Origin of the sequence: Helicobacter saguini (assembly GCF_000762875.2) — a bacterium.
In the GTDB taxonomy this organism is placed as follows: Bacteria; Campylobacterota; Campylobacteria; order Campylobacterales; family Helicobacteraceae; genus Helicobacter_A; species Helicobacter_A saguini.
The window spans coordinates 147,169-172,288 of sequence record NZ_JRMP02000001.1; the positions used below are offsets into that span (position 1 = coordinate 147,169).

A 25,120-nucleotide genomic window follows, 5' to 3' on the forward strand; every position below is an offset into this window, starting at 1 on the left:
AAAATGGAAACACAAGACACAAGCAAAGAATATATCGCTGGGAATATCAAGGTTTTAAAGGGCTTAGAGGCGGTGCGAAAGCGTCCTGGTATGTATATCGGTGATACGAATACCGGTGGGCTGCATCACATGGTCTATGAGGTCGTGGATAATAGTATCGATGAGGCTATGGCTGGATTTTGTAAGCATATCCACGTAACCTTGACGGATAAAGGCAGTGCGATTATTGAGGATGATGGACGTGGAATCCCTGTTGATATGCACCCAACTGAAAATATGCCAGCAGCAACGGTGGTTTTAACGATACTACACGCCGGTGGTAAGTTTGACCAAGATACATATAAGGTTAGCGGTGGTTTGCATGGCGTAGGTGTGAGCGTTGTAAATGCCCTAAGCCGCAAACTTATAATGACAATCTATAAAAATGGCAATATTTACCGCCAAGAATTTGCCAAAGGGATACCAACTACCGAGCTAGAAATAATCGGTAAAAGTGATAAGCATGGCACTACAATTGAGTTTTACCCAGACCCTGAAATAATGGAGGATACGAACTTTCAAAGCGAGATTCTAATAAAACGTTTTAAAGAAATGGCGTATCTAACGCATGGAATCACAATTTATTTCAAAGATGAAAGAGAGGGCATTGATGAGAAATTTCACTTTGAGGGCGGCTTAAAGCAATTTATACAAGATGTAAATAGATTCCAACTTTTAACGCAGATTCTAACCTTTGAAAGCAAAGAGCAAGATAGCGAGTTTGAAATCGCCCTTGCTTATAATGATAGCTATGAAGAGAAAGTTTTAAGCTTTGTAAATAACATTCGCACACCTGATGGCGGCACACATGAGGCAGGATTCCGCGCTGGTCTTAGCAAGGCGATATTAAATTATATTAACGCAAATAATTCCGCTAAAAAAACAAAAGTAACGCCTGATGATGTAAAAGAGGGCTTAATAGCAATCGTGTCAATTAAAATCATTGACCCGCAGTTTGAAGGGCAAACAAAGGGCAAACTAGGCACTAGCTTTGTAAAAGGCTTAGTGCAGAAGCTAACTTATGAAAAACTAAGCAAATTTTTTGAGGAAAATCCAGCTCAAGCCAAAATCATAATAGAAAAAGTAATATTAGCTGCAAATGCGCGTGATGCTGCAAAACACGCACGTGAGACCGTGCGCGACAATAATAAAAAAAGCCTATCCACACTGCCCGGGAAATTTGCCGATTGCCAAAGTAAAGAGCCTAGTGAATGCGAAATATATTTGGTGGAAGGAGATTCAGCTGGTGGTAGTGCTAAAAATGGACGCGACAGACGTAATCAAGCCATTTTGCCACTGCGTGGAAAGATTCTAAATGTGGAAAAATCGCGGCTTGGCGTTATCCTTAAAAGTGAAGAGATTAAAAATATGATAATTGCCTTTGGTTGTGGTATAGGTGAAGAGTTTAGCATTGAAAAGTTGCGTTACCATAAAATTATCATTATGACAGATGCGGATGTGGATGGTAGCCATATTCAAACGCTTTTAATGACATTTTTTTATCGATATTTTAAGGATTTGATAAAAGCTGGGCATATTTATATCGCGCAACCCCCGCTTTATAGCTTTAAAAAGGGCAAAGAAAAGATTTATCTTAAAGATGATAGGGCGTTAAGTGAATATTTGATAGAAAAAGGCATTGAGAGTTTCACTTTTAGTGGCGTGGGCAACAACGAGCTATTGCAGATTCTAAAAAGTATTGCGTATTATCGAAGTCTTATTAATGATATTGAAAGGAGATTCAATGTGCAAAATGTGCTGCGTTACCTGATTGAAAATGACTTAGATACGCAAAATTTTGAGACTTTAGGTAAAAATATAGAATCTTTTTTAGAATCTAAGGGCATAAATATTTTAAAAAGCCATTTTAGCGAGTTTAGCATTGAGTTTAATATTCAAACAAATTTGGGGCTAAGCGAGATTGCGATTACTAAAAATTTATTTCACGACAAGGTTTTCAGGGAATGCAAGGGTATTTTCTCTAAAATTAAGGAGCGTGAGCTTGAATTCCTTGAGGGACGCGATATTATTGAGTGTTTAGAGGAGATTGAAAAGGCGGCTAAAAAGGGCGCTGAAATCGGTCGCTACAAAGGCTTAGGCGAAATGAATAAGGAGGAGCTGTGGGAGACTACGATGAGCCCGCAAAATCGCACGTTGGTGCAAATTAAAATCGATGATGATGAAGCGGCAAATGAAATGTTTAACATTTTTATGGGCGATGAAGTCGAGCCACGCCGTCAATACATTCAAAAACACGCCAGAGATGTGAAAAACCTGGATGTATAAGAGATTTTATTTTGTATTTTAGAATAATTTTTTACATTTAGATTCTAATTACCCAAATGTTTTACAATATTAAAAATATATAAGGGTAAGACATGAAAGATTCTAATAAATTTATAGAATCTAATAACATAGATTCTAAAGATTTATCAAAACATGCAACATCACAACAAACTTTCCTAGAAAAAATCTTTAGCGTAAAAAAAGATGAGGTTAAGATTTTGCTTACTAGCCTTAGCTTTATTTTTTTAATTTTTGCGAGTTATGCGATATTGCGACCTATTCGCGATGCACTTGGGCTTTCAAATGGCAAAGAAGAGCTAAAGTGGCTATTTTTAGGGACATTTATTGCGACATTGTGTGCTAGTATTTTGGCGATGTGGCTTTCTAGTGTGATAGCTAGAAAGACTTATATTACCGCGATTTTTGTTTTTTTTTCACTCAATCTTCTAGGCTTTTATATCGCGTTATATTTCATAGATTCTAATCATAAAAGTGCGAGTTTTATCTGGCTTGCACGCATTTTTTATGTGTGGGTTAGCGTGTTTAATGTGTTTATAATTTCGAGCGCGTGGAGCCTGCTAGCTGATATTTTCACGCGCGAGCGTAGTAAGCGGCTTTTTGGCATTATCGCGGCTGGTGCGAGTCTAGGGAGCATTGTGGGCGCAGCGGCGATAAGTTTGCTAATAAAGCACATCGGCACGCAGGATTTTATCCTTGTCTCGCTTGTGATTTTGGGCTTTTGCTTGGTGTTAAAAACGCTTTTGTTAAAAGAGAGTTACGCACTTTTAGATTCTATAGAATCTAAGGGCGAATTTGAGAGCCGATTTAACGCTACAATCGGGGCGAAAAACCCCTTTGCAGGATTTAAAATCATTGTAAAATCACGTTTCTTACTAGCATTCGTGGGCTTTATCTTGCTTCTTACTAGCATTTCAACTTTTCTTTATATGGAGCAAGCGCGCGTAATTAGCGAGCTTTTCCCACACGATATGAAAGGGGCAAAAGAAGCGCGCATAGCGGCATTTGCTAACATTGACTTAGTCGTGCAAACTTTGAGCTTTATAATACAGATTTTTTTTACGGCAAAAATTGCGGAATTTTTGGGATTGCGTTGGCTTTTGTCATTATTAGGATTTGCCGTTGGCTTAGGCTTTGTAGGGCTTTTTATCTGTAAAGAGATGGGCATTGTGAGTTTGCTGCCTATTGCCATTGTGATGAGCATTCGGCGCGTGGGCGAATATGCTTTGGTGAAGCCTGGACGCGAAATGCTTTTTGTCCCGCTAGATTCAGATTCTAAATATAAAGTCAAAAACTTTTTAGATACCGTGGTTTATCGCGGTGGAGACGCGTTATCTGCGCAAGTGGAGAGTTTGGCTATGCGAGTTTCACTAGGCTTTACTTTGCTTTTTGGCGCTTTTCTTTCTTTCCTTTGGGGATTACTTGGCTTATTTTTAAGTAAGAAATATGATAAAAACAACTTTTCGTAAAGAAATCTAGATTCTAAAAAGTGCTTTTATTGCAAGAATAGTTTAAGGTGTGTGTTAGATAAAATTTAGATTTTATATTTTGTGAGTTTGTTAATATAAAATAGAATCTAAAAATCCATATTGACACTTAACCAGTAGCGGCGACCTTCATATAGCACGGCATACATATTTTGGCGGTTTGTATCACGTCCATTTACATTTATATATTCTCTAAAGTCGGCGAAGTCTTTATCCAAAAGATTATAGATTCCAAAGTTAAATTTCCACTTTTCATTGAATCTATATGTTAAACCTAAGTCCATAAGAAAAAAGCTTTTATAATAATTTCCCATCACAGCGATACTTCGCCAGTTTCTATCAGGGTCCCAGCCACGAAAGCGTGGTCCTTGCCACTCGCCGCGTATAAATACATAAAGATTCTGTGTTTTACCAAAATTTATACTATATCCAAGCTTTGCATTTACTCTATGAGATAAAACATCACTTAGCGGATAGCCTTGCAAAGTCGGCGTAAGGCTATTTTTAATCTGCTTAGAATCTATAAATGTATAGCTAATATCAGCACTAACGCCAAAAAGCGGTTTTAAACTTGCAAAAAGCTCCACACCTTGCAAGTAGCTTTGGTCTACATTTACCGCTTGAGAACAGCTTGTCACGCCGCATAACGCACTGCCTTCTTGCGTTGATAAGCCTTTCACATCGATTTTATCCCAAAAGAATGTATAAAAATATGTAGCCCCAGCATCATAATATTCATTGCTACTTAGCACGCTAAATTCATAATTCCAACTTTGCTCAGGTCGCAAGTTAGGATTCCCATACCTAGCACCTGTGCCTGTGGAGTTAAAGCCATACACTCCTGCTACTAGCTGATTTAGCCCCGGATTTTTATACCCCATAGAAAAGCCCGTTTTAAGCACTAAATAATCATCAATAGGCTCATACATTAAATACGTTTTAGGCGATGTATGGAATCCAAATCTATAGCTCCAGTCTTCTCTAACACCCAAAGTCCATTTAAGATTATCTAATATACTCCACTCATCCTCTGCAAAAAGTGCAACGATATGATTATCAAAAGGATTAGCCACGACCTTATCTTGAAACCATGTATAATAATAGCTCCCACCAAAGCTTAAAAAATTATCAAAAGGCAAGTCCATAAATGCCTTAGATTCTAAAAGAAAGTCTTTGCCTTCGATATTGCGATTTTGCCCTACATTTATAGAGTTTGTATAAGGGACGCGGCGACCAAGATTCCAGCTTTGATTAAATTGAATGGAGTTTTCAATGCTAAATTTATCATAATCGCCTTTATGTGCTAAAATATAGTTATTTCTATACACGACATAAGTTGGCATATTCCCCGCAGGACCGCGATGTGTGCCGTTATTTGCATAAGATTCTATCTCGCCTAGTTGCCCTTTGCTATTATCATACCACTGCTGTCCGCCTTGCACGTCAAAATATATATGATTTTTAGAATCTAGATTATAAAGAATGCGCGCTCCTAAGTCATAAGTATAAGCCTCTGTCGGGCTACCAGTGTATCGCGGTGCACCCACTTGCGTATTCCCATTTAAATCTATGTAAGTATAAGTTACATTGCTTGGCTCACGATATAAACCACGACCGCGTAGCTGCAAACCTAGCGTATTTTTAATAATAGGAATAGTGCCAAAAAGAGAGGCGATATAAGTGCCGCCAAATTTGCGATTTTCATTTTGTATCGTTTCAATGCCAACGCTAACGCCGTATTTATCAATGCTTTTTTTAGTGATAATATTGATAACACCACCGATAGCATCGCTACCATAAAGCGTAGAGGCAGGTCCGCGTATCACCTCAATTCGCTCAATAGCAGACAAGGGCGGCATAAAAGCATAGTCAGTTTGCGCCCAGCCCGGATTATCCGTGTGCATATCACCGGCTGGATTTTGCCTTTTACCATCGATTAGAATCAAAGTGTATTGAGATGGCAGCCCACGTATCGTTACTTTCAATCCGCCAACTTTGCCCTGCTCACTAGCGATATCCACACCCGGAATATCACTTAAAGCTTCGGCTAAATCTCTATGTGGCTTATTTTCTAAATCCTCACGGCTTATAACCGTGATACTAGCGGGAGCATCTTTTAGTAATTGCTCAGTGCCTCGGGCTGTGGTTACGACTTTATCAATGATGTAGGTTTTTATATTTTTATCACTTGTATCGTTTGTGTTGTCACTATTTGTGGCATTTTCGCTTGTGTTAGATTCTATATTTGTGTTAGAATCTTCGTTATCGGCTAGAGTTAAGATTTTAGAATCTTTGGTGTTGTTTAAAGCTAAATTTATAGAATCTTTGGTGTTAGATTCTATGTTTGCGTGAGTTTGTATAGAATCTTGCGAGTTAGATTCTATGTTTGTTGCGTCATTGCGAGCGTTAGCGAAGCAATCCACACCTTGACAATTTTTAGAATCTTCTTTTTCATTAAAAGCTAAAGTTATAAAATCTGTGTTTTTAGATTCTATATTATTTGTAATCTTAGAATTTGTGGTATTAGATTCTAAGTTTTCTTTAGAATCTTGTGGGGTTGTGTTCCCCCCTCCCTTGCGGAGGGGGGTTAGGGGGGTGGGTAATATAGCGGTGGGTTCATTTTGCGTTAGCAAAATATTTTTAGTTTGTTTAGAATCTTGCTTTTCATTTAAAGCCAAATTTATAGAATCTTGCAAACTAGATTCTATATTTTCTTTAGAATCTTTCTTGCCAGATTCCATAAAACTAGGTGTTACCCCCCCCCCCCGTTTGTAAGAGTATTTGCAAACACAGGAGTAACATTCAAAATACTAGCCACACTAAAAGAAACAAAAAGCCCAAAACTATTAAATTTCATAACTATCTCCTTATATAATTATAGAATCTAGACTTTATTATTTAATATCACAAAATAAGAACCCACTTTATAAGATATTAAATTCTAAGAATCTAAATCATTTATAAAATTTTGTAGAATTATAAATATTTTTTCACACAAACACAAGAAAATTTCAAAAAAATGTAAAATTTTTATCAAGCAAATTACAAAAAGTAACATTGATAGAATCTATTTTATTGTGGAAAATTTATAATGCAATGGCGCGGAGGAACTCGTCTTTTGCATTCTGCCTTATAGAATCTAGATTTTGCAAACTTAAATCCGTGTTTAGCAAGTCATTTTCAAGCTCATAGTCCATATACTGCACGACTTCACGTGAGTTTTTCTTAATGCCAACCTTGCCAGATAGCGAGATTTTATCCTTGCCTGTGATGGGACTTTTGATTAAATGCGTAGATTTACCATTGATTTTAGCCCAAGTCATTTTCGTTACCAAGCCAACATCATCGCGGATGCCCGAGTTATACGCATAGCTGCCGACCCCAAGACACAAAAAATGCGTAGGATTAAAGCCATTATCCTTGCACCATCTATAAATCTCGCGCGCCCTATCAGTCGTTATCGCGTCACCATAAATGATTTTAACCTTATCAAAGCCAAAATACTCATTCACAAGCCGTATCACGCCCTTTTTCTCACGCGAATCATTCGCACTATCATTTCCTGTCAAAATTAAGAATGGGTCGCCGCTATCAGGTCGCAAAATCACTGGCTTTTCGCGATTTATTATCATATTATACGCGTCAATGTCAAATCGCAGCTTGTCAATAATATCCCACAGATTCCAAGTATCCGCCACGATAGAGACAGGCGAAGTAGGGAACTCCTGCATAATATATTTAAAAGTCTCAAGCTCGTTACTCTGCCCACCAAGGCACATTACGCTATGCTCGCTGGCTGGGATTGAGCCTAGATTACGCGTTACATTTTGTAACGCTCCACCATAATTATCAAGCACATTTTTAAGCCCCATTATAGAATCTGTCCCACTAAAAAAAAGCAAATGCCCAACGCTACTTGTGTAGCAGTCTTGTATGCCATTCATACCGCGCGCAGAAAAATCGTGAAAATTATAGCTAGAATCTAAGTAATATCCTAAGCAGTCAAATTCGATTCTTTTAAAAAGTGCAGCTTTTGTCGCAATAAAGCAGCTTTTCCATAACTCGCTATTTAGATAAGTTTCAATGAAATTCACAAACCAACAATGTTTCTTTTCTACACACATTATCGAAATTATCGGCGAGTCATTGTGTATAAAAGTAGCTTCTGGCACGACTTTGAAAATCACAGGCATTTTTGGCGGTAAATCAAGCCATTTTTGCAGCAAAAAATCATAGACTTTTTGCGCCTTATCAAGCTTCATAAAGTCGCTGTATAGGAAATCTAGGGCTTTTTTTACTATATTTTTATCAGTGTTTATAAACTCATTGTAAAGATTTTGGAGTTTGGCAATTGCTTGACGCATACCAAATGCCACAATATGCCCATTTAACGGGCTTAAGTCCATCCGCGGCTTACGACAATAAAGGAGCGAATACACTTCCTCCACATCATCTCTATACATCGCCGCATGTGTATATTTGTAACAATCACTAATAAAAAGTAGCTTTGGATATTCATTTTGTAACATTTATTTGCCTTTGTAGATTTCGCTTATTTTTTGCCTTGTGTGTAGCATTATTGTTACTTCATCTATATTTTTAGATTCTATCTTTTGGGCTTGCAAAGTGGCTTCATCACGTGCTTTTTCATAAATATGTTTCATTTTTTCATGCTCAATGTGTGCGACTTTTATATCATTTTTTATATGCTCTTGTTGTTGTTTTAAAAGTGCGATTTGCCCTTTAATTTCTTCTATTTCATATAAGTGCGCGTTTATTGCTTCTCGTTGTATTTGATATGTGCTAAAACTGCCACCATTTGGCATTTGCGTGTTTGAAATTGCAAAATTTATAGAATCTATTTGTTCGTTTTTACGTAAAATTGCTATTTGATTTCTTTGTAACTCTCTCTCTTTAGAATCTAGTTTTTGCTTGGCGACTTTTACTAAATTTAGCATTTGTTTTAGCATTTGTTATCCTTAGTTTATGGCTAATTTTATCCTAAGTTTTTTAGATTCTATAAATATTTCCTTAAACTTTGTGGGTTGAAGTCAGGGTAGTCCATTATGGATAGGGGGATTTGGGCGGCGAGTTTTGTTTCTGTGTTAAAAATTATGGGGAAAAGATAATTCACAATGGAGTTTTCAAGCGGACTATTTAAATCAAGCGGGCAATACACATAAATCTTGCTTTTTGGCGTGACATTTAGGATGATGCTAATGTATTCTGGCACGACAAATGAGTATTCGCGTAGCTTGTAGGGATTGACTAGGGCTAGGATGTTTTCTTTTGTTTCTTGCGGTTTTGAATCTTGCAAGGTTTCTTTAGAATCTGCAATATTAGATTCTATCAAATCCTTAGAATCGCCGCTTAAAACATTCTTAATCCCGCTAAAATTTAGCTCATTATCACGCGCCCCAAAGCCCGCATACTCGCCCTTTTCATCACTTATATGCGTAAAAAACTCGCTATTTATGTTATTTGGTGCGACATCGACTTTGCCTTGCGGATTATGAAGTGCCTTAAACATAATGTCTGCCTTGCTTTTTTGCGCGTTTCGCACGAGTTCATTTAGCTTTTGTGTGTCATTAGAATCTAGTTTAGAATCTAACTCGAAACTCGCCTTTTGATTGTATTTTTTTATCGCCTCATCATCGCTATAATTCATAAAAAGGCTTTTTTTGCTAATTAAATTTAGCCCCTTAACATGCGATAAAATGCCCTGTGACTCGTAGCTCTCGCCATTATTTTGATAGAGCAATTTCGCAAAAATAGAATCTATTTTCTCCAAAAAAACCTCGCTATTATCCTTGCAAATAATGCGATGGGCGTTATTAATACTTGATTTCAAAACATATTTATTTTTCATTTTTCACTTCTTTTGCGTGTTAGATTCTATATGATAAATCTAAAAATAAGCAAAATACGTGCCGATAAAAAGCAGTTTTATTTGTAGATTGCTTTAGCAATTTGAGAACACAAGGAAAATTATAAATCCCACAAATTCATTGTAAAATAACATCAAAGATTTAAAACAAGGAAGAAAATGATAAGATATATTCCACCCATAATTATGTTACTGATAACATTAAATTTTAGTGCTTGTTCTTTTACTAAATTAAACTTTACCAAAGATGAGATAGATGAAAATCTCCCGCGTGTGAGCACTTTTCGCGCCCTGCCTGATGTGACAAGCATAGGCTTTGAGTGGAAAATGCCTGAAAACTCGCAAAATGTAAGCGGCTATGTGATTTATCGCAAGAGTGAAAAGGGCGAGTGGGCGCGTGTGGCGGCTATCCCAAATGCCTTTTCTACGCATTATTATGATAGCAAATTGAAACAACAAACTGAGTATGAATACGCCATTGCGACTATGGGGCTAGATTCTAAAGTGAGCCGCAAAAGTGAGCCTTTGAAGGTAAAAACGAGCTTTATTGACCCTGTTAGCTTCGTGTATGCGAGTAATAATTTGGCTTCGCAAATTAAGATTTTTTGGTCGCCTAGCCCTAATCCTGTGGTGAAAAATTACATTATTGAACGCAAGGGTGCGAAAGGCTTTGTGGCCATCGGCTCGACAAGTAATCGAATGCTAGTTGAGTATTTTGATAATAATTTGGAAAGTGATAAAGAGTATGAGTATAGAATCTTATCACAGAGCTATGATGGGGCAAAATCAGTGCCAAGTCAAGTGGTAAAGGGCAAGACAAAAGCGCCACCGCCGCAGATTGCAAATATTAAAACAAGCAGTGATAAGCCAAAATATATCGATGTGACTTGGGATAAGAGTGAAGATAAAGATGTGCTAGGGTATAATGTGTGGGCTTTGGATTCTAATGTGGATGCTGTGCCAAAGGGCGCTGTGGGATATACTAAGATTGCTTTTGTGAATGGGACTAGCTATAAGGATAATATTAACGCTGATGGTGCGGTTAGATTCTATAAGGTGACGGCGGTGGATAGATTTAGATTAGAATCTAAAATGGGCGAAAATGGTGTGCGGGGGAATACTTTAGAGCCGCCGCCCACGCCTAAAATTGTGCGAAATGTGCTAGATAATAATGTGCTGACGCTTCAGTGGGAAAAGCTAAGTAGTCCGCGTGTGGAAAAATATGTCGTAGTAAAAGTTGGCGCGAGCTATGGCGAGGCGAATCGCTTTAGTGTAAAGGATACGAAGTTTGTGGATAAAGAGCTTAAACCTGGCGTAACCTACACATATTACGTGCTAAGTGTAGATAAGCTAAATATAGAATCTAAACCAAGTGAAAGAATTGAAATTACAATAGAATTGCCAAAAGAAGAAAAAGTAGAAGATAATACAGAAAACTTAGAATCTCAAACTCCACCAAAAGAATCTAATCAAGAACCTAATCCTACTTTAGATTCTGATACTATAGACAAGCAAACTTAAGTCTTGTTAATAGTTTAAGATTCTATAAAAACAATTTCAGGTTTAGTTTTTCATCCAAAAAACATCTATAGAATCTAAATTATAAAAGGTATGTGTTTATTGTGACAATCATTAACTTGGCTTCTATATATTCCCCGCTTTCATTTCGCTCATCATTTTATCAAAGGCTTCTTTTGTCCCGGGACGCACAGGCTGCAGTAGGCTAACGCACACAATCACAATACTAGCACACACAAAGCCCGGCACAATCTCATAAAGCGGTATATATTGATAAATAAAATTTTTCCACACGACAACGACAATAGCCCCCGTTAGCATCCCGCAAATCGCGCCCATCCTAGTCATCCGCCGCCAAAATAGCGAAAAAATCATCACCGAGCCAAAACTCGCGCCAAACCCAGCCCACGCATACGCCACGATACTAAGGATAGTCGAGTTTTCATCAATGCTTAAGAAAAACGCCACAAAGCTAACCACAAGGACACTTGCACGGCTAAAAAACATCACTTGCTTTGGCGTAGCATCCGTTTTTAGAATCTTTTTGTAAAAATCTTCAGCCACGGTGCTAGCGGATACAAGGAGTTGCGAGCTAGCCGTGCTCATAATCGCCGCTAACAACGCCGATAAAAGTAGCCCTGTAATCCAAGGGTTGAATAGAATCTGCGACATAATTATAAAAATTGTCTCCGGGTCATTTAGCGTAAGATTATTTTTTGTCACATACGCCAAGCCCAGCATACCCACAAAGCACGCACCACAAAGGCTTATAATCATCCAGCTCATACCGATTGCAGTAGCCTTTGGAATGTCACGCGTAGAGCGAATCGACATAAATCGCACGATAATATGCGGCTGCCCAAAGTAGCCTAACCCCCACGCCACAGCCGAAATCACCTGTATCCAAGTCACGCCATGGAAAAATGAAAAGTGATTTTTAATCTCCAAGGCTTTAGCTTTGCTAGATTCTATAGAATCTAGAATTTTCAAAATGCTATCCTTATCATTTTTAGAAATATTTTCGCTTTTAATTATAGAATCTCTAACTTTTGCCACTTCACTTGAAAGTTTGCTAAATGTATCCTTTGTATTTTGATGGCTTATAGAATCTAGCTCATTTAAGCCCAAAACCAACATATCAAGGTTATTTACAATAGAATCTTTATCGCCACTAGCCACACTTTCACGCGTTTGCAGCATTATAGAATCAAACTCAGTATCCACATATTTCTGCGTTTTTTCCACGATTTCATTGTAACTCGCATCGTATTTATGCACTTCATTTTCAGCGTTAATAGGACCATTTAGATGATACAAAAGCACGGCAGGGACGGCAATTAAGGCTGCCATCATAAGAAGCCCTTGGAGCAAATCAGTCCAGCACACCGCCAAATATCCGCCAAAAAATGTATAAACCACGATTATTCCAGCACCGATAATTAGGGAAAGTTTATAGTCAATATTAAAAGTTTGCTCAAAAAGCTTCGCCCCAGCAATTAGCCCAGATGAGATATAAAACACGAAAAAAACCAAAATCACCACCGCCGAAATAAGCCGCAAAATGTGCTTATCATCGCTAAATCGCGTCTCAAAATAATCAGGAATGGTAAGCGAATTTGACACGACTTCAGTGTAGATTCTAAGGCGTTTGGCAACAAGCAGCCAGTTTATAAACATCCCACAGCTAAGCCCGATAGCTATCCAAGCATTTAGCAAACCAGCGACATATAACGCCCCTGGCAAGCCCATCAAAAGCCAGCTACTCATATCACTAGCCCCCGCGGATAACGCACTAACCGTTGGTCCAACATTTCGCCCGCCAAGGAAAAACTCCTCAGGATTCTTAGTCTTTCTATAAAAATAAAATCCAATAGCAATCATAACGAGTGCATACAGCCCAAATGTCGCAAATATGGGAAAACTAAGGCTTTGCACTTCTAAAACATTATTTTGCATTTTGTGTCCTTGTTTAAATTCTTGCTCTAAATTCTTGCATAGATTCTATATTTTAAATATTCTTTTTAAATATTCAATAAAAAAAGCGAAATTAATGTTTTTTTTTCGAAAAAGTGTAAGATTGTAAAATTTTATAGAATCTAATAACCTAACAAATCTTAGCAGCTAACGCATTTATAGTAAAATCACGCCTATTTAAATCTTGCTTTAAAGAAGTGGTAAATTTCACATTACTTGGTCGTCTAAAGTCATTATATTTATCATCAATGCGATATGTGGTTATTTCAAACATTACTTTATAAACCCTGTCAAAAAGCCCTAATGTGCCATATATTTCACCAATATCAAAAATATTAAATTGTTTATTGTCCTTAAAAATTTCCTTAATTTGACATGGCAGTGCATTAGTAGCAATATCCCAATCTTTTGGTTGTATCCCAATAAGAATATCACGTACACACCCACCCACAATAAAGCCCTGAAATCCATTAGATTCTATAATCTTAATTATTTCTTTTAAACTACAAGGTATCTTTATTGTTTGTTTTAGCATTTATATCCTTATCATAGAATCTTTTCCTATCCTCAAGTAATACACACAAAGGCCAAGTCCTAAAAATAGGTAAAAAGGCAATAAATTTGCGATGATTTTAAGGCTATAAATAGAATCTAAGCCGTAGTTTGCCTGCTGCAAATATAGCTTCATAAAATATGAAATCGGCAGAATCTGACTCCAAAATGACGCGAAAATCTCCATACTATTTTGCGGATAAGTAATCCCCGCAAATGCAAGTGCAGGCGCACTATACGCGGCAATCACGCTGATACTTTTAGCACTCTCTCGCAAAATCGCCTGAAAGCAAATCACAAGCGAACTCATCGCCCCCGCATAAACCGCCATCGCCAAAATGACAATGCTCATATTGCCCTCATGCGGATAATGAAGTGCGCCAAAAAAGCCCATCATAACGCAGCCCCACGCCACAGCAAGTGCGATATTTAGGGCGAATTTCGCCGCTATTTCTCTCAAAGATTTAGGCGTCTCATTTAGCAAATTTAGCATACCAATCGCTACCAAAATCTGCCACATACAAGGCAAAATTATCGTTAGCAAAAATTGCGCATAATCATTTTTTGGGTTAAAAAGCGCTTGAATCTTAGGGATTATGGGCATTGCTTTGGCTTTTGCGATATTCATATTTGCGTCAGTTGCGAGATTTTTACCCACATAGCTAACGGCATTAAAGGTTGTTAGAATCTGCAAAAAGGCTGAATTTATCGACTTACCGATTAGCACAAACTGTGCATTATAGTAGATTCCAACATCGCTGCCAACGCCCTTTCGCACATTTGCTTGGAAATTTTGCGGGATTAACGCCACACCAAAAATCACGCCATCATCAAGGTCGCGTTTTGCCTCCATAAGCGAATTGTAATACTTTTTCACACTCAAAGCGGGGCTAGATTCTATATAAAAGGCAAGGTCGTTGCTAAGCGTGGTGCGGTCGTTATCGATGATGCCCACAGGCAAGTTCGTAGGAATGCTATGAAAAAAAATGCTATATGCAAGGCTACCCAAAAACACAGGCAGCACACTCCAAATAATACAAAAAAATAGATTTTTTTGAATGAAAAGTTTTAGATTATGTAACATTTATTTTCTCACTTTTAGAATTCCTTTTAGAATCTATTTTAGATTCTACCTAGCTTGTTTCCTATCATACGCCTCTTTAAACCTAAAGCCGCTTGCAATGCTAGGGCAGATTTTATTGCAATTTAGCGCCCACTCTTGCTTATTTAGCACCAAGCCATTTTTGCTAAAAGTCACAGAAATCTTGCAGCCGCTAAACTCCGCCTTGCTAAACTCAATCACGCCTTCACGCGCATTCACCCACATATCCTTGCTTTTTAGCACGCACACGCTCTCACTATCCTGCCCGCTAAACTCAATAGCACACACATCATTTTTGCAGTTTGAAATGCTGATTTCACCGCGATATTTATTCGGGCTATCCTGCCGCAAAAGATAGAATCCATCGAGCTTTTGCGTGGTTTTAGTTTCAAGCTCTTGGCTTTCATTCCACTTATAATTGCTCTTAGAATCCTGCCTATACCGCACATCCTGCGTATCCTCATACTCGATATTTAGGGTGCTATTTTTAGGGGTAAATGTTGGTTTAGATTCTATATTTTTGGGTTTAGATTCTATATTTTTTGGCGTTGTGTTGAAATCTTTGTTATAATTTTGGGTTGTGTAAAGTTGCAAATCTTGATAGTTTTGTAGATAATAAATTCTAGATTCTAGAAGTTGCTCTATACATTTCTTAGTCTTGCAATTTTGCGATTTTTTAATATATTCACGCTGCGTTTTTAGCAATTCTTGCTTAGAATCTTCGTCTGCGTTTGAGCGTTTTTGCTTATACAAAGTCGCCATTTTAGAATCCATTTGAGCCAAGTTAGAATCCGCGCAAATCAAGCTCTCAACGACACTCGTAGCCTTTTTACAATCAAAGCTAGGCTTCGCATTCCCACTATCATCAAAAATAACAGGAATCCCGAAACGCTCTATGACAAAAATTCTATTTTCTAAAGCTCGTTTTACACATTCACGCGTCTTGCAATTATTATAGGATTTTATCCACTCGCGTTGTGTCATTAGCAATTCTTTCTTAGAATCTGCATTAAGCTGTGAGCTTTTTTGTCTATAAATCGCTGCCATTTTAGAATCTAAATTCGCCAACTCTACATCATTGCACACCAAATGCTCGACCACGCTTTTAGCCTTAGAGCAATCAAAGCTAGGCTTGCCATCTTTAGAATCAAAGCCTTGAATCTGCGTAAATAACGCAAAAACACACAAAAAAATCACGCAAATTTTTTTCATTTTTTCTCCTTAATTTTAGTAGGGTGGGCGATACTCACTCGCTTTTTTGATGGTGGGCGACTTCCACTTTAATAGGGTGGTGGTGGGCGATAGGAAAACAAATTTAGATTCTATAAAACTTTTATCGCCACTTTAACCCTAGCCGTTTTGTAATTTTTCCAAAATAAATCCTTAATTTTAATATTTATTTGTGATTTTTAGAATCTAATTCAATTAATTTTGCAATCGTGCTTAGTTTAATGCGTTTATATGCAATATTTTTACGATAAAAAGTGTAGGTGATATGCAGATACTCATTATCCACAAACATCGCTGGGTAGCTTATTTCACCATCTTGTAAGTCGATTAAAAATAGCTTTTTAAACGTTGGGTTAGATTCCATATTTTGCGTGGTAAAATTTTTAGAATCTAGATTCTGTAAATTTTTAGAATCTTGCAAGTTAGAATCTACCAAATAATAAAGGCTCAAATTCTTACGCGAAGTATCGTTGTGTGCGAGTAAAATCTCTTGGCGTCCATTATTTTCAAAGGCAATCAGCACAGAAGAAGCATCGTGATTTGTAAGATTACTAGCCTTTGGGCTGTGCCAAATATTGCCAAAATCACTGCAAATTTGCGTCATCATCGGCGGATTTTCCTCGTAGAGATAAGAGCGGAAAATGCCGATACACTCGGTATTACTAAGCGGCATAATGCTAGGTTGCAAGTGGAATTTTAAATCATTGATTTTCTGCGTAAATCTTAGCCTTGCATTAGAATCAAAGTAGGCAACAAGCGGATATTTGATAAACATTTCGTGCGCTAAGGGCAGCATAAATCCGCCATTTTGCAGATTTATCGCAGGAGTTCGCACAAGATAGGACATATTTCCCAAAGGACTAAGGTGCAACTCGCCCTTAAAGACAAGATTGTAAGATGCGTCAAACTCAAACTGATACACCTTGCTAGTCGCCCAGCCGCCAAGACTTACGCCGACTACAAAGCAGTGCAGCTTGCCGCTTTTATCCTTAAACACAATAGGATTTCCAAGCTTTCTAAAATACTTGCCTGTCAGCCTTTCTAAGTCCTGCTTAGTAAGTATGGCACGCGGCTTACTCCATGTTTTATTTATCGTTGGGATAGAATCTTGTTTTGTTGAAAAATTTGCCCTTTGAATCTGTCCTAATTTTTCAATGGGTGGGTGCTGGCGGGACTTTGAAACTAGGGCAGATTCAAAGGGCAGATTTTCATTGATTTTAGAATCTATAAATTCTATATTTGCTAACTTTATTAGATTTTTATTATTAGATTCAGTGTTTTTATAGAATCTAGATTCTTGTATGTTAGCAAAATTCGCATTCGCATTTTTTGTATTAATCTTACAAAAGGGTGGTAGGGTGGGAATAGATTGACACAAAAAATGCAAATGCGAATTTTGCGTAATGTTAGATTCTATATTTACTAACTTTTTAGAATCTAAATTAGTAGATTTTGTATTTTTTATAGAATCTTCAAAATTAGATTCTATATTATTAGTAGTTTGAAAATTTTCATTGATTTTAGAATCTATAAATTCTATATTTGCTAATTTTTTAGAATCTAAATTAGTAGATTCAGTATTTTGTTTATAATCTAAAGGTAGAAAACTTTGATAAATTTTTACGTCAGCATCTCCTTCCCTAGTCCCCGCATAAAACAAAACCATAAGCTTAGAATTTAAGCCCACAATTGCACTTGCATGCACCTGCAGCTCGAGATTTGGAATGATTTTAAACTCACTATCTGGTAAAATAATCTCACCTTTAGAATCAAGTGAATAATTAGGCGGATTATTTAAAACCCTAGATTTTAAAAGCCTTTGCAACTCACCAGATTCCATAGAATCCATTTCCTTAACATTGCGAGTGGATGATAACATATTAGATTTCATAGAATCTAAAGTTACAGATTCAATAACTTTTTTACTATCAAAGTTAGAATCTAAAATATTATTTTGTGCCAACACAAAACCAGAATTATTTTTGTCAAACTCCTGCCATTTTAACCTTACAAACGTCGAAACCAAAACAACAACAAACGCCAAAATAAAAAACACATTTTTCATAACACACACATACTTCCATTTAAACATAAGAATCTAGATTCTATCAAATAAAAAATAAGACTAAGATTATAAAAAGGAGATTGTGAAAAAGTTATTGCAAAAGGTTATTGCAAAAGGTTATTGCGGGATGGCGGGGTTATTTACTATGCCATTATCTGGCTGCAGTGGCTCGTAGTCATCTACACCGATTGTCACGCCTGTGGTCATATTTTTAAACAAAGTATGCCCTTTCTTTCGTTCATAATATATCATTTCACCACTTTGCTGGAATCTTTGCACGACTTCATTTGGACCAAGTATTTGTTTGCCCTTGCCACCGAAAATATCGCGACCAAACAAAATATCCTCAAACAAATCGCCATAGCTTACCGCACCAAAGAACTTTTTAGAAATAGGCCATTTATAGCTACACTCAGTTAGCACGCACATTCGCCCTTTTTTAATGCGAATGCTACCCATTGTTTGCGCGTATTTAAATAGCTCGACTTTTACAAGTCCGCTTTGATAAGTATTTAGCCTTGCGTAGTCATAAAACTTAAAAGGCGCGGTGTTGATATAAAGCAGCTTTAAATCGCTAGTAATGATATTTTGCGCATCCTGCTCTCCGGGCGTAAAGACAGAGTCATCATTCTGCCCTACTAAGCCACTATTTGGTATCGGCTGATTTATGCCATTATTACCATAATGGATAGAATCTAGGTTGCCCGGATGGGATAATTCCGCGTCATTTTTCCACGAGCAAGCCGCGATAATCATTCCTAGCGATACACTTAAAACACTTTTAACAAACACTCTACGCATTTTTGACCTTTTCCTTGCTTAATAGATTCTAAGATTCCTAAAAATAGGGTGGTGGGTGGGCGATAGGATAGAATCTAGATTCTAACAATTTATAGAATCTAAACTTTATATTTTCTATAAAATAGCTAAAAAGTATAGAATCTTTTATTCTAAGCTATCCACTTTAATGTGAAATTTCATAGAATCTAGATTCTATATTTTAAAACCTAAACGCCCATTATTTAAAGCGATGGATAAAACCTAGATTCTATATTTTCTATAAAATAGTTAAAAGTTATAGAATCTAGATTCTAATATCCTAATCGCCCACCCACCACCCTTTTAAAGTAATGGATGTTCGCCCAACCACCCCTTATTAAAAGGAGTGAATAAAACTTAAAATCTTATCATAAAATTAAGCATTATTTAAAACACGATGCCAAATTCTACCATCAAGTTTTACTTCCATATTCACTTGGCACAAACCATCTTTGTATGCTGTCTCAGTGATTTCAGCATTCTTAATCAACGCTTGGACGCGACCTTTAATAGTTGAGTTTTGCGCTATCGCATCTCTAATTGTATCGTTCGCGTTAATTCTAATACCATACATTTTTTCACCGATTTGCCTGTAAGCATCCACAATCGCCGCTCGTTTCGCCAACGCTAAAGCTTGCGCTGGAGAAATCGTAGATTCAGGTGCTACACCCATACCTACCGCTTGAATCTCAATCACATTATTAGGAGTTAAAAGCGGAGAGTTTTGAATACCTACTGATACATCGCTTTCACTTGCTGCTACATTTCGGCGCATATCATCGAAATTATTAGCCGCATTTCGCTCAAAACCTTGCTCATAGCCGCCACTGCCACTTCTTTGGTTACGCGAATAGTCACCTCTGTCATAGCGTGGAGTAGGATTGTAATCATACTGAGACGCTGGGACCATAGGACCTGCTGCCATAGGCATACCACCTGCTACAGGAGTGCCTTGCACGGGCGCTGTAGGTTGAGAAATAATGCCTGTATTGCCAACAGGAGCGGAAGCCGCTAGGCTAGGATTAGCATTATAACCTACAGGTGGGTAAGTAGGCACTGACAATGGAGCTAGAGCTGGACCGCCTGCTGCTGGTGGGACTAACTGAGAATTTTGAGCTGAGTTAGAACCAGAATCAAAACTGCAAGCAGTAAAAAATAAAGCCGAAAGGGCTGACGCAATCAAAAACTTTGTTTTCATGTAATATCCTTATTGTGAAAATATGCAAACCTTGCATTTGAAAACTATTAAAGCAAATGGTGTGCCAAAAAATTTAGAATGGGAGAATTAGCCCAAATTCTAGATATTTTTAAAACAAGATTCTATCATTTATAGAAGCTAGATTCTATAAATCTTTAATATTTCTATATAATCATAGAATCTAAAATACAGGACAAATAAAAATGAAACTAAACCACATTAAAAATATTGAAAAGTTGCAAAAGATTTCAAGTATTTCACAGAATCTAGATTCTAAAAACTCCACAAAAGAAACAAAAGATTCTATAGAATCTAACATAGAATCCACAAATATAACACCTAAAAGCATTTCAACAATAAAGCATAAAACGCCTAGTAAAAAGCAGCTTGATAGCTTTAAAGATTCTAAGTTTTATGTGGAAAATAAAAAAGATGTGTATATATCTTGTGGCGACATAAATGGCATAAGTTTAGAGCTAATCTTGCGAAATCACGATAAAATCTCAAAATGGTGCAAGCCCATATATTGTCTAAGCTATGAGATACTAAATAAGGCTGCAAAACTACTCAATCTACCTATACCAAATATGCACTTAGAAGAGTTAGATTCTAAAGGCATTGACATTACGCCCGGTGTGGCGAGTAAGGAGAGTGGCGAGTATAGTTTCAAATCCTTTGAGTTAGCCACTACACTAAGCCAAAAACACAACGCTCCATTAGTAACGCTCCCTATAAACAAATACGCTTGGAATCTAGCCGGGATAAAATACGCCGGACACACGGAATATTTGCGTGATAGATTCAAAAAAGAAGCCATAATGCTACTTGGAAATGAAAATATGCAAGTGGCGTTATTTACCGACCACGTGCCATTAGAATCTGTCCCAAAAATGATAACCTTAGAAAAGCTAAGCGACTTTTTACAGACATTTTATGAGTGCTATCTATCTAGATTCTATAAAGATATAAAGCAAGAAACGCCCATAAAAATCATAGAATCTAAAGAAAACCCAAATATAGATTCTATAAAATCACACTTAGAATCTAAAGAGAAAAGTGATAATGTGCTAAAAAAAGCCGCACTAAATCCAAAAATGGTAAGCAGGCTACTTGATAGCGACTTTATAGAATCTAAAAAGGATGTGAATATAGAATCTAAAACGCATTTTAGGCAAGTCGCTATTTTAGGCTTAAACCCGCACGCGGGGGATAATGGCGTTTTAGGAACGCAAGATTTTATCATAAAAGATTGCATTGATATTATGAATGCAAGGCTTAAATTTGACTTATTTGTAGGACCTTTGCCACCTGATTGTGCCTTTATCCCTGCTAATCGCAAGAAGTATAAAATATTTGTAGCGATGTATCATGATAGCGGACTAGCGCCACTTAAGGCATTGTATTTTGATAATAGTATAAATGTGAGTTTGAATCTGCCCATTTTACGCGTAAGCCCAGACCACGGCACAGGATATGACATCGCATACAAGAAAGATTCTAACCTTAACTCACAAAGCTACCTTGAGTGCTTTAGGTTTGTTGTGGTTAGGTAATGCTCTAGCATTCTCAAAAACGCCACATGAGGGAGAGGTCGCTTTGGATGTTGAGTTCAAAATAGGATAGCATATAGCCGATGTTTGTGCTGGCTAGTAGGTGAAAGTGCTTGTAGCGTAAAATGCCTAGACTTAGCTGCCCAAACACGCCATTACTCATCCCATCGCTATCATACACCAACGCCCCGTTGCCCAAAATGCCGATGCTATCGCCGCTCAAATTTAAATCGCTTAACACGCCAAACTCCAAGCCAAACTCCGCCCACTTGCTATCCCACACATTTTTCACACCCAAAATCGCATTCATACCGCCATCCGTGTGGCGTTTGAAATTGCTTCTTGCGCGCAAATTTGGAAAAAAAATGTAGCTTTCCACGCGAATATAGGGCAAAATCGTGTAGATTCCATACACAAAACCATAGCCATACTCGGCGTTCAGCAGCAGTGAGTGCTCATCAAACTGACTTGCGCCCCGCGACTCAATTAACGTGCCATTTGCCCCGCTGCTACGCCCGCCAAAGCCCACTGAGTAGCCAAAATCAAAACTAGCCGCATGGAAGCCCTTTTGGCTTTGATTAAAAAGCACATCAAGCGTGGCGAAAGTGCCAAAAATTAGGCTCTTATTAAGCGTAGATTCAGTATTTAAGCCGCCGATACTCTCACTGCCATTATTCGTGCCGTTGTTAGAATCTGCCCAGTTATTCGAGCTTAGTCGGTCTGGATTTAGGCTAGCGTGCGAGAAATTTAGCTGATAAGTTAGCACGATGTCAAGGTGCGGCTTATTTAGCAGCAGGCTATTATATTCTAGTGCCGCGCCATTTAGCAGGATATTAAAGTGCGAGTGTCGCATATAGCCGTTTATGTAGTGGAGCGAAATGGAGCGGTCGCGGTCGTTTTGGTCGTTTTTGGATTCTGTTTTGTTGGAGTCTTTCTTTTTAGATTCTATTTCGTGGTGTTTTTTGGAATCTTTTTTGTGGGGTTTAGATTCTATATGATGTGGTTTTTTGGAATCTTTCTTTCTAGAATCTTTTTCTTTTGGACTTTTAGATTCTATAGAATCTTTGGAATCTTCTAAATGTGTTTTAGATTCTATAGAATCTTGTTTAGTTTTATCTTGCGTTTGCGTGTGGGAATCTTGCAATTTAGATTCTATAGAATCTTTTTTTTGCGTTTTAGATTCTATGTTTGTGTCTTTTAAGGGCATTTTAGATTCTATATTTTTAGAATCTATTTTAGAATCTTGCGACTTAGATTCTATAGAATCTTTTAAAGGCGTAGATTCTATATTTTTAGAATCTTTAACATTAGATTCTATAGAATCCTTTTTATCCCCACCAAAAAGATTTTTTATCGCATTAAATATAGAATCTAAGTCTTCGCTATCAAGGACATTATTCTCATTATCAAAGGCTTCATCATGCAGTGGCACGATAATATCCGCCGCCTTTAGTTGCAAGGAAATAAAAAAAACAATCAAGGAAAATCTAAATATTCGCACGTAAAGCCTAACTTAGCATTAAGCTAAAAGGGTTAAATGTGGATAGAATCTTAAGTGAAACGCAAGAAAGAAAAAGATTATATTAATCTTTTAGCTCTGAAATTCCTAAGCACCTTGACATAATGCTGCATTTCATCTGGTGTACCTAGTGTTACACGACAGAAATTATCAAATTTATCAAATTTACGACCTACAAGGATATTTTGATTTTGCATATTTTTGCTAAAGTCATCAAAGTCGCCTGTGATTTCATGGAAAACAAAGTTACCATAAGAAGGAGAGTATTTTAACTCAAGCGAATCTAAAGCCTTAGTTAGAATTTGTCTTGACTTATTATTTGTATTTACAACATATTGTCTAAACGCAAAGTCGCTCAATGAAATAGCCGCAGCCCTAGCTCCTAGTAAATTAATCCCCACTAGCTCTACAAAGTCAGCAATTCTCTTTTGCCATTCAGGAGAACTGATTGTGTAACCAATACGGAGAGCAGCCAAACCATACACTTTTGAGAACGTACGAGCTACAATAACGTTTTTGACACCTTCTCTAAGTGTGTCAATCGCACTTTTAAAGCTTGTGCTAGTGATATATTCTGCATAAGCCTCATCTATCAAGAAAATAGTTGTAGATTTTGCACTTTTAATCCATGAATACAACTCATTTGGATTAATAATGTTACCTGTAGGATTATTTGGATTACAAATATACACCAATGAAACACCATCAAACTCACGCTCTAAAGTTTTCATTCTATCAGTATTAATATTAAACTTAGAATCCACAGGTACTTTTATAATTTCCGCTCCCAAAGGTTTAGCATAAGATTCTACAAACTCAAATGTAGGGTCAGCTACAATAACTCGTAAAGATACATTTTGCTCTTGTGCGAACGCATTAACAGCATAAATAGAACTTTGTAATGCCGCAGATGAACCATTTGTAATATTCACTCTATCATCTTTGATACCATAAAACTTTGCCACAGCCACTTTCAATTCTTCCTCGGCCTTGATAGGATAGCGAGATAAATTGTCAAACTCTTTTGTCAAATTTCTTGTAACCAAACTTGAATACCCATACGCACTCTCATTAAAATTAAGCAAAAGTGGATTGCTCCTACTAGGCAGTTTGAAAGGCTTACTAGCCGCATTCGCAGGGGTTAAAAGCCCACCTAAAGCAAGCCCACCTAAAGCAAGCGAACCAGCTTTTAGCATATCACGTCTATTGAACGTGCTCTTGTTTATATCTTGTGTTTCTACTGAATGTCTTGTATTTTCCATAAGACTAACTCCTTAAAATATCTATGATGCAGTTTTTCACTACTGCAATATTACAATAATTTCTATATAAATGCAATAGAAAAGTAAATACAACGCTACTTTATTTTTTTAAAAAATATGTCATCGCTTAATACAAACATTTCTAATACTATACGATTTCTAGGATTTTTAGAATCTATTAGCACGGTTTCAAAACCCTCTATTTTTGCTACTTTATATTTTGTATTATTGTGTAAAATAGTGTCATTTACCTCGTACCAACCATTAGTTATATACGCTGAATTGTTTAAGATTGCCAAAAGCTTCAAAGGTTTTTCTTCTTGTTTAATATCTTCTTGTATGTTTTTTTTAGAATTAGATGTTTTAGATTCTATATTTTTAGATACAGATTCTATTTTGTGTTCCCTTTTTGGCATAATAGATTCTAAAAGTGCAACAAAGTCTTTTTGTTCTATATTCTTACTTTCTTTTAAAAACGCCAAGTCATTTTTATCGTCAACAATATTAGAATCATCATTATAAAAATAATAATAAATTATTATAAAAATTAGTAATATTGAAATAATAAACTTAAGATTAAAAATATTCGCCATTTTTTATTCTCATAAATCAAA

At 37.0% G+C, this 25,120-nt stretch carries 18 protein-coding genes; 4 read left to right on the forward strand and 14 right to left on the reverse strand.

Going from position 1 to position 25,120, the window contains the following annotated elements:
• Positions 1-3: 3 nt before the first annotated feature.
• Both gyrB and LS64_RS00705 read left to right on the forward strand, forming a co-directional pair.
• A complete protein-coding gene (gene gyrB / locus LS64_RS00700; RefSeq protein WP_034570591.1) occupies positions 4-2,325 on the forward strand; it encodes a DNA topoisomerase (ATP-hydrolyzing) subunit B in 2,322 nt (773 codons plus the stop codon).
• 92 nt (positions 2,326-2,417) lie between these two features.
• Entirely contained in the window at positions 2,418-3,812 is a 1,395-nt protein-coding gene (locus LS64_RS00705) for an NTP/NDP exchange transporter (RefSeq protein WP_081948269.1), read from the forward strand.
• A gap of 107 nt (positions 3,813-3,919) precedes the next feature.
• Here LS64_RS00705 and LS64_RS00710 read toward each other — a convergent pair whose 3' ends face one another.
• From LS64_RS00710 to fliW, 4 genes are all read right to left on the reverse strand, one after another.
• Entirely contained in the window at positions 3,920-6,571 is a 2,652-nt protein-coding gene (locus LS64_RS00710) for a TonB-dependent receptor domain-containing protein (protein WP_052062363.1), read from the reverse strand.
• A gap of 345 nt (positions 6,572-6,916) precedes the next feature.
• Positions 6,917-8,359, reverse strand: coding sequence for a nicotinamide phosphoribosyltransferase domain-containing protein (locus LS64_RS00715; RefSeq protein WP_034570129.1), 1,443 nt, complete (start codon positions 8,357-8,359; stop codon positions 6,917-6,919).
• Entirely contained in the window at positions 8,360-8,800 is a 441-nt protein-coding gene (locus LS64_RS00720) for a flagellar export protein FliJ (protein ID WP_034570132.1), read from the reverse strand.
• A gap of 47 nt (positions 8,801-8,847) precedes the next feature.
• Positions 8,848-9,699 carry a flagellar assembly protein FliW gene (fliW, locus tag LS64_RS00725; protein ID WP_052062335.1) on the reverse strand — a complete coding sequence of 284 codons (852 nt, stop codon included), beginning with the start codon at positions 9,697-9,699 and terminating at the stop codon, positions 8,848-8,850.
• A gap of 177 nt (positions 9,700-9,876) precedes the next feature.
• Between fliW and LS64_RS00730 the strand changes: the two genes are divergently transcribed.
• Positions 9,877-11,238, forward strand: coding sequence for a fibronectin type III domain-containing protein (locus tag LS64_RS00730; protein ID WP_052062336.1), 1,362 nt, complete (start codon positions 9,877-9,879; stop codon positions 11,236-11,238).
• A gap of 123 nt (positions 11,239-11,361) precedes the next feature.
• Here LS64_RS00730 and LS64_RS00735 read toward each other — a convergent pair whose 3' ends face one another.
• From LS64_RS00735 to LS64_RS00765, 7 genes are all read right to left on the reverse strand, one after another.
• Positions 11,362-13,191: a sodium:solute symporter family transporter gene (locus LS64_RS00735; protein WP_034570135.1), complete on the reverse strand. Its 1,830-nt coding sequence runs from the start codon at positions 13,189-13,191 to the stop codon at positions 11,362-11,364.
• A gap of 148 nt (positions 13,192-13,339) precedes the next feature.
• Positions 13,340-13,744: a tRNA nucleotidyltransferase/poly(A) polymerase family protein gene (locus LS64_RS00740; protein ID WP_034570138.1), complete on the reverse strand. Its 405-nt coding sequence runs from the start codon at positions 13,742-13,744 to the stop codon at positions 13,340-13,342.
• On the reverse strand, positions 13,745-14,845 hold the full coding sequence (locus tag LS64_RS00745; protein ID WP_034570141.1) for an ABC transporter permease: 1,101 nt from the start codon (positions 14,843-14,845) through the stop codon (positions 13,745-13,747).
• Between the two features lie 45 nt (positions 14,846-14,890).
• Positions 14,891-16,075, reverse strand: coding sequence for a lysozyme inhibitor LprI family protein (locus tag LS64_RS00750; protein ID WP_052062337.1), 1,185 nt, complete (start codon positions 16,073-16,075; stop codon positions 14,891-14,893).
• Positions 16,076-16,259: 184 nt separating this feature from the next.
• On the reverse strand, positions 16,260-18,158 hold the full coding sequence (locus tag LS64_RS00755; protein WP_052062338.1) for an exo-alpha-sialidase: 1,899 nt from the start codon (positions 18,156-18,158) through the stop codon (positions 16,260-16,262).
• A 117-nt stretch (positions 18,159-18,275) separates the two neighbouring features.
• Positions 18,276-18,959: an HP0838 family lipoprotein gene (locus LS64_RS00760; RefSeq protein WP_052062339.1), complete on the reverse strand. Its 684-nt coding sequence runs from the start codon at positions 18,957-18,959 to the stop codon at positions 18,276-18,278.
• Between the two features lie 394 nt (positions 18,960-19,353).
• Positions 19,354-20,175, reverse strand: a complete 822-nt coding sequence (locus tag LS64_RS00765) for an LPP20 family lipoprotein (protein WP_034570145.1) — start codon at positions 20,173-20,175, stop codon at positions 19,354-19,356.
• 203 nt (positions 20,176-20,378) lie between these two features.
• On the opposite strand from LS64_RS00765, the gene LS64_RS00770 reads away from it, so the two are divergent.
• Positions 20,379-21,728, forward strand: coding sequence for a 4-hydroxythreonine-4-phosphate dehydrogenase PdxA (locus LS64_RS00770; RefSeq protein WP_202391486.1), 1,350 nt, complete (start codon positions 20,379-20,381; stop codon positions 21,726-21,728).
• A 13-nt stretch (positions 21,729-21,741) separates the two neighbouring features.
• Here the strand turns inward: LS64_RS00770 and LS64_RS00775 are convergent, their stop codons facing one another.
• The 3 genes from LS64_RS00775 to LS64_RS00785 form a co-directional block, all read right to left on the reverse strand.
• Positions 21,742-23,226: a hypothetical protein gene (locus LS64_RS00775; RefSeq protein ID WP_034570735.1), complete on the reverse strand. Its 1,485-nt coding sequence runs from the start codon at positions 23,224-23,226 to the stop codon at positions 21,742-21,744.
• Between the two features lie 77 nt (positions 23,227-23,303).
• Positions 23,304-24,506: a pyridoxal phosphate-dependent aminotransferase gene (locus LS64_RS00780; RefSeq protein ID WP_052062372.1), complete on the reverse strand. Its 1,203-nt coding sequence runs from the start codon at positions 24,504-24,506 to the stop codon at positions 23,304-23,306.
• Between the two features lie 95 nt (positions 24,507-24,601).
• Positions 24,602-25,099 carry a hypothetical protein gene (locus LS64_RS00785; protein ID WP_034570738.1) on the reverse strand — a complete coding sequence of 166 codons (498 nt, stop codon included), beginning with the start codon at positions 25,097-25,099 and terminating at the stop codon, positions 24,602-24,604.
• Between the last annotated feature and the right edge of the window lie 21 nt (positions 25,100-25,120).

Excerpts from the sequence above, each read along its gene's own strand:
- gyrB (WP_034570591.1), top strand. The coding sequence starts at position 4 with ATGGAAACACAAGACACAAGCAAAGAATATATCGCTGGGAATATCAAG.
- LS64_RS00705 (WP_081948269.1), top strand. The coding sequence starts at position 2,418 with ATGAAAGATTCTAATAAATTTATAGAATCTAATAACATAGATTCTAAA.
- LS64_RS00710 (WP_052062363.1), bottom strand. The coding sequence starts at position 6,571 with ATGGAATCTGGCAAGAAAGATTCTAAAGAAAATATAGAATCTAGTTTG.
- LS64_RS00715 (WP_034570129.1), bottom strand. The coding sequence starts at position 8,359 with ATGTTACAAAATGAATATCCAAAGCTACTTTTTATTAGTGATTGTTAC.
- LS64_RS00720 (WP_034570132.1), bottom strand. The coding sequence starts at position 8,800 with ATGCTAAAACAAATGCTAAATTTAGTAAAAGTCGCCAAGCAAAAACTA.
- fliW (WP_052062335.1), bottom strand. The coding sequence starts at position 9,699 with ATGAAAAATAAATATGTTTTGAAATCAAGTATTAATAACGCCCATCGC.
- LS64_RS00730 (WP_052062336.1), top strand. The coding sequence starts at position 9,877 with ATGATAAGATATATTCCACCCATAATTATGTTACTGATAACATTAAAT.
- LS64_RS00735 (WP_034570135.1), bottom strand. The coding sequence starts at position 13,191 with ATGCAAAATAATGTTTTAGAAGTGCAAAGCCTTAGTTTTCCCATATTT.
- LS64_RS00740 (WP_034570138.1), bottom strand. The coding sequence starts at position 13,744 with ATGCTAAAACAAACAATAAAGATACCTTGTAGTTTAAAAGAAATAATT.
- LS64_RS00745 (WP_034570141.1), bottom strand. The coding sequence starts at position 14,845 with ATGTTACATAATCTAAAACTTTTCATTCAAAAAAATCTATTTTTTTGT.
- LS64_RS00750 (WP_052062337.1), bottom strand. The coding sequence starts at position 16,075 with ATGAAAAAAATTTGCGTGATTTTTTTGTGTGTTTTTGCGTTATTTACG.
- LS64_RS00755 (WP_052062338.1), bottom strand. The coding sequence starts at position 18,158 with ATGAAAAATGTGTTTTTTATTTTGGCGTTTGTTGTTGTTTTGGTTTCG.
- LS64_RS00760 (WP_052062339.1), bottom strand. The coding sequence starts at position 18,959 with ATGCGTAGAGTGTTTGTTAAAAGTGTTTTAAGTGTATCGCTAGGAATG.
- LS64_RS00765 (WP_034570145.1), bottom strand. The coding sequence starts at position 20,175 with ATGAAAACAAAGTTTTTGATTGCGTCAGCCCTTTCGGCTTTATTTTTT.
- LS64_RS00770 (WP_202391486.1), top strand. The coding sequence starts at position 20,379 with ATGAAACTAAACCACATTAAAAATATTGAAAAGTTGCAAAAGATTTCA.
- LS64_RS00780 (WP_052062372.1), bottom strand. The coding sequence starts at position 24,506 with ATGGAAAATACAAGACATTCAGTAGAAACACAAGATATAAACAAGAGC.
- LS64_RS00785 (WP_034570738.1), bottom strand. The coding sequence starts at position 25,099 with ATGGCGAATATTTTTAATCTTAAGTTTATTATTTCAATATTACTAATT.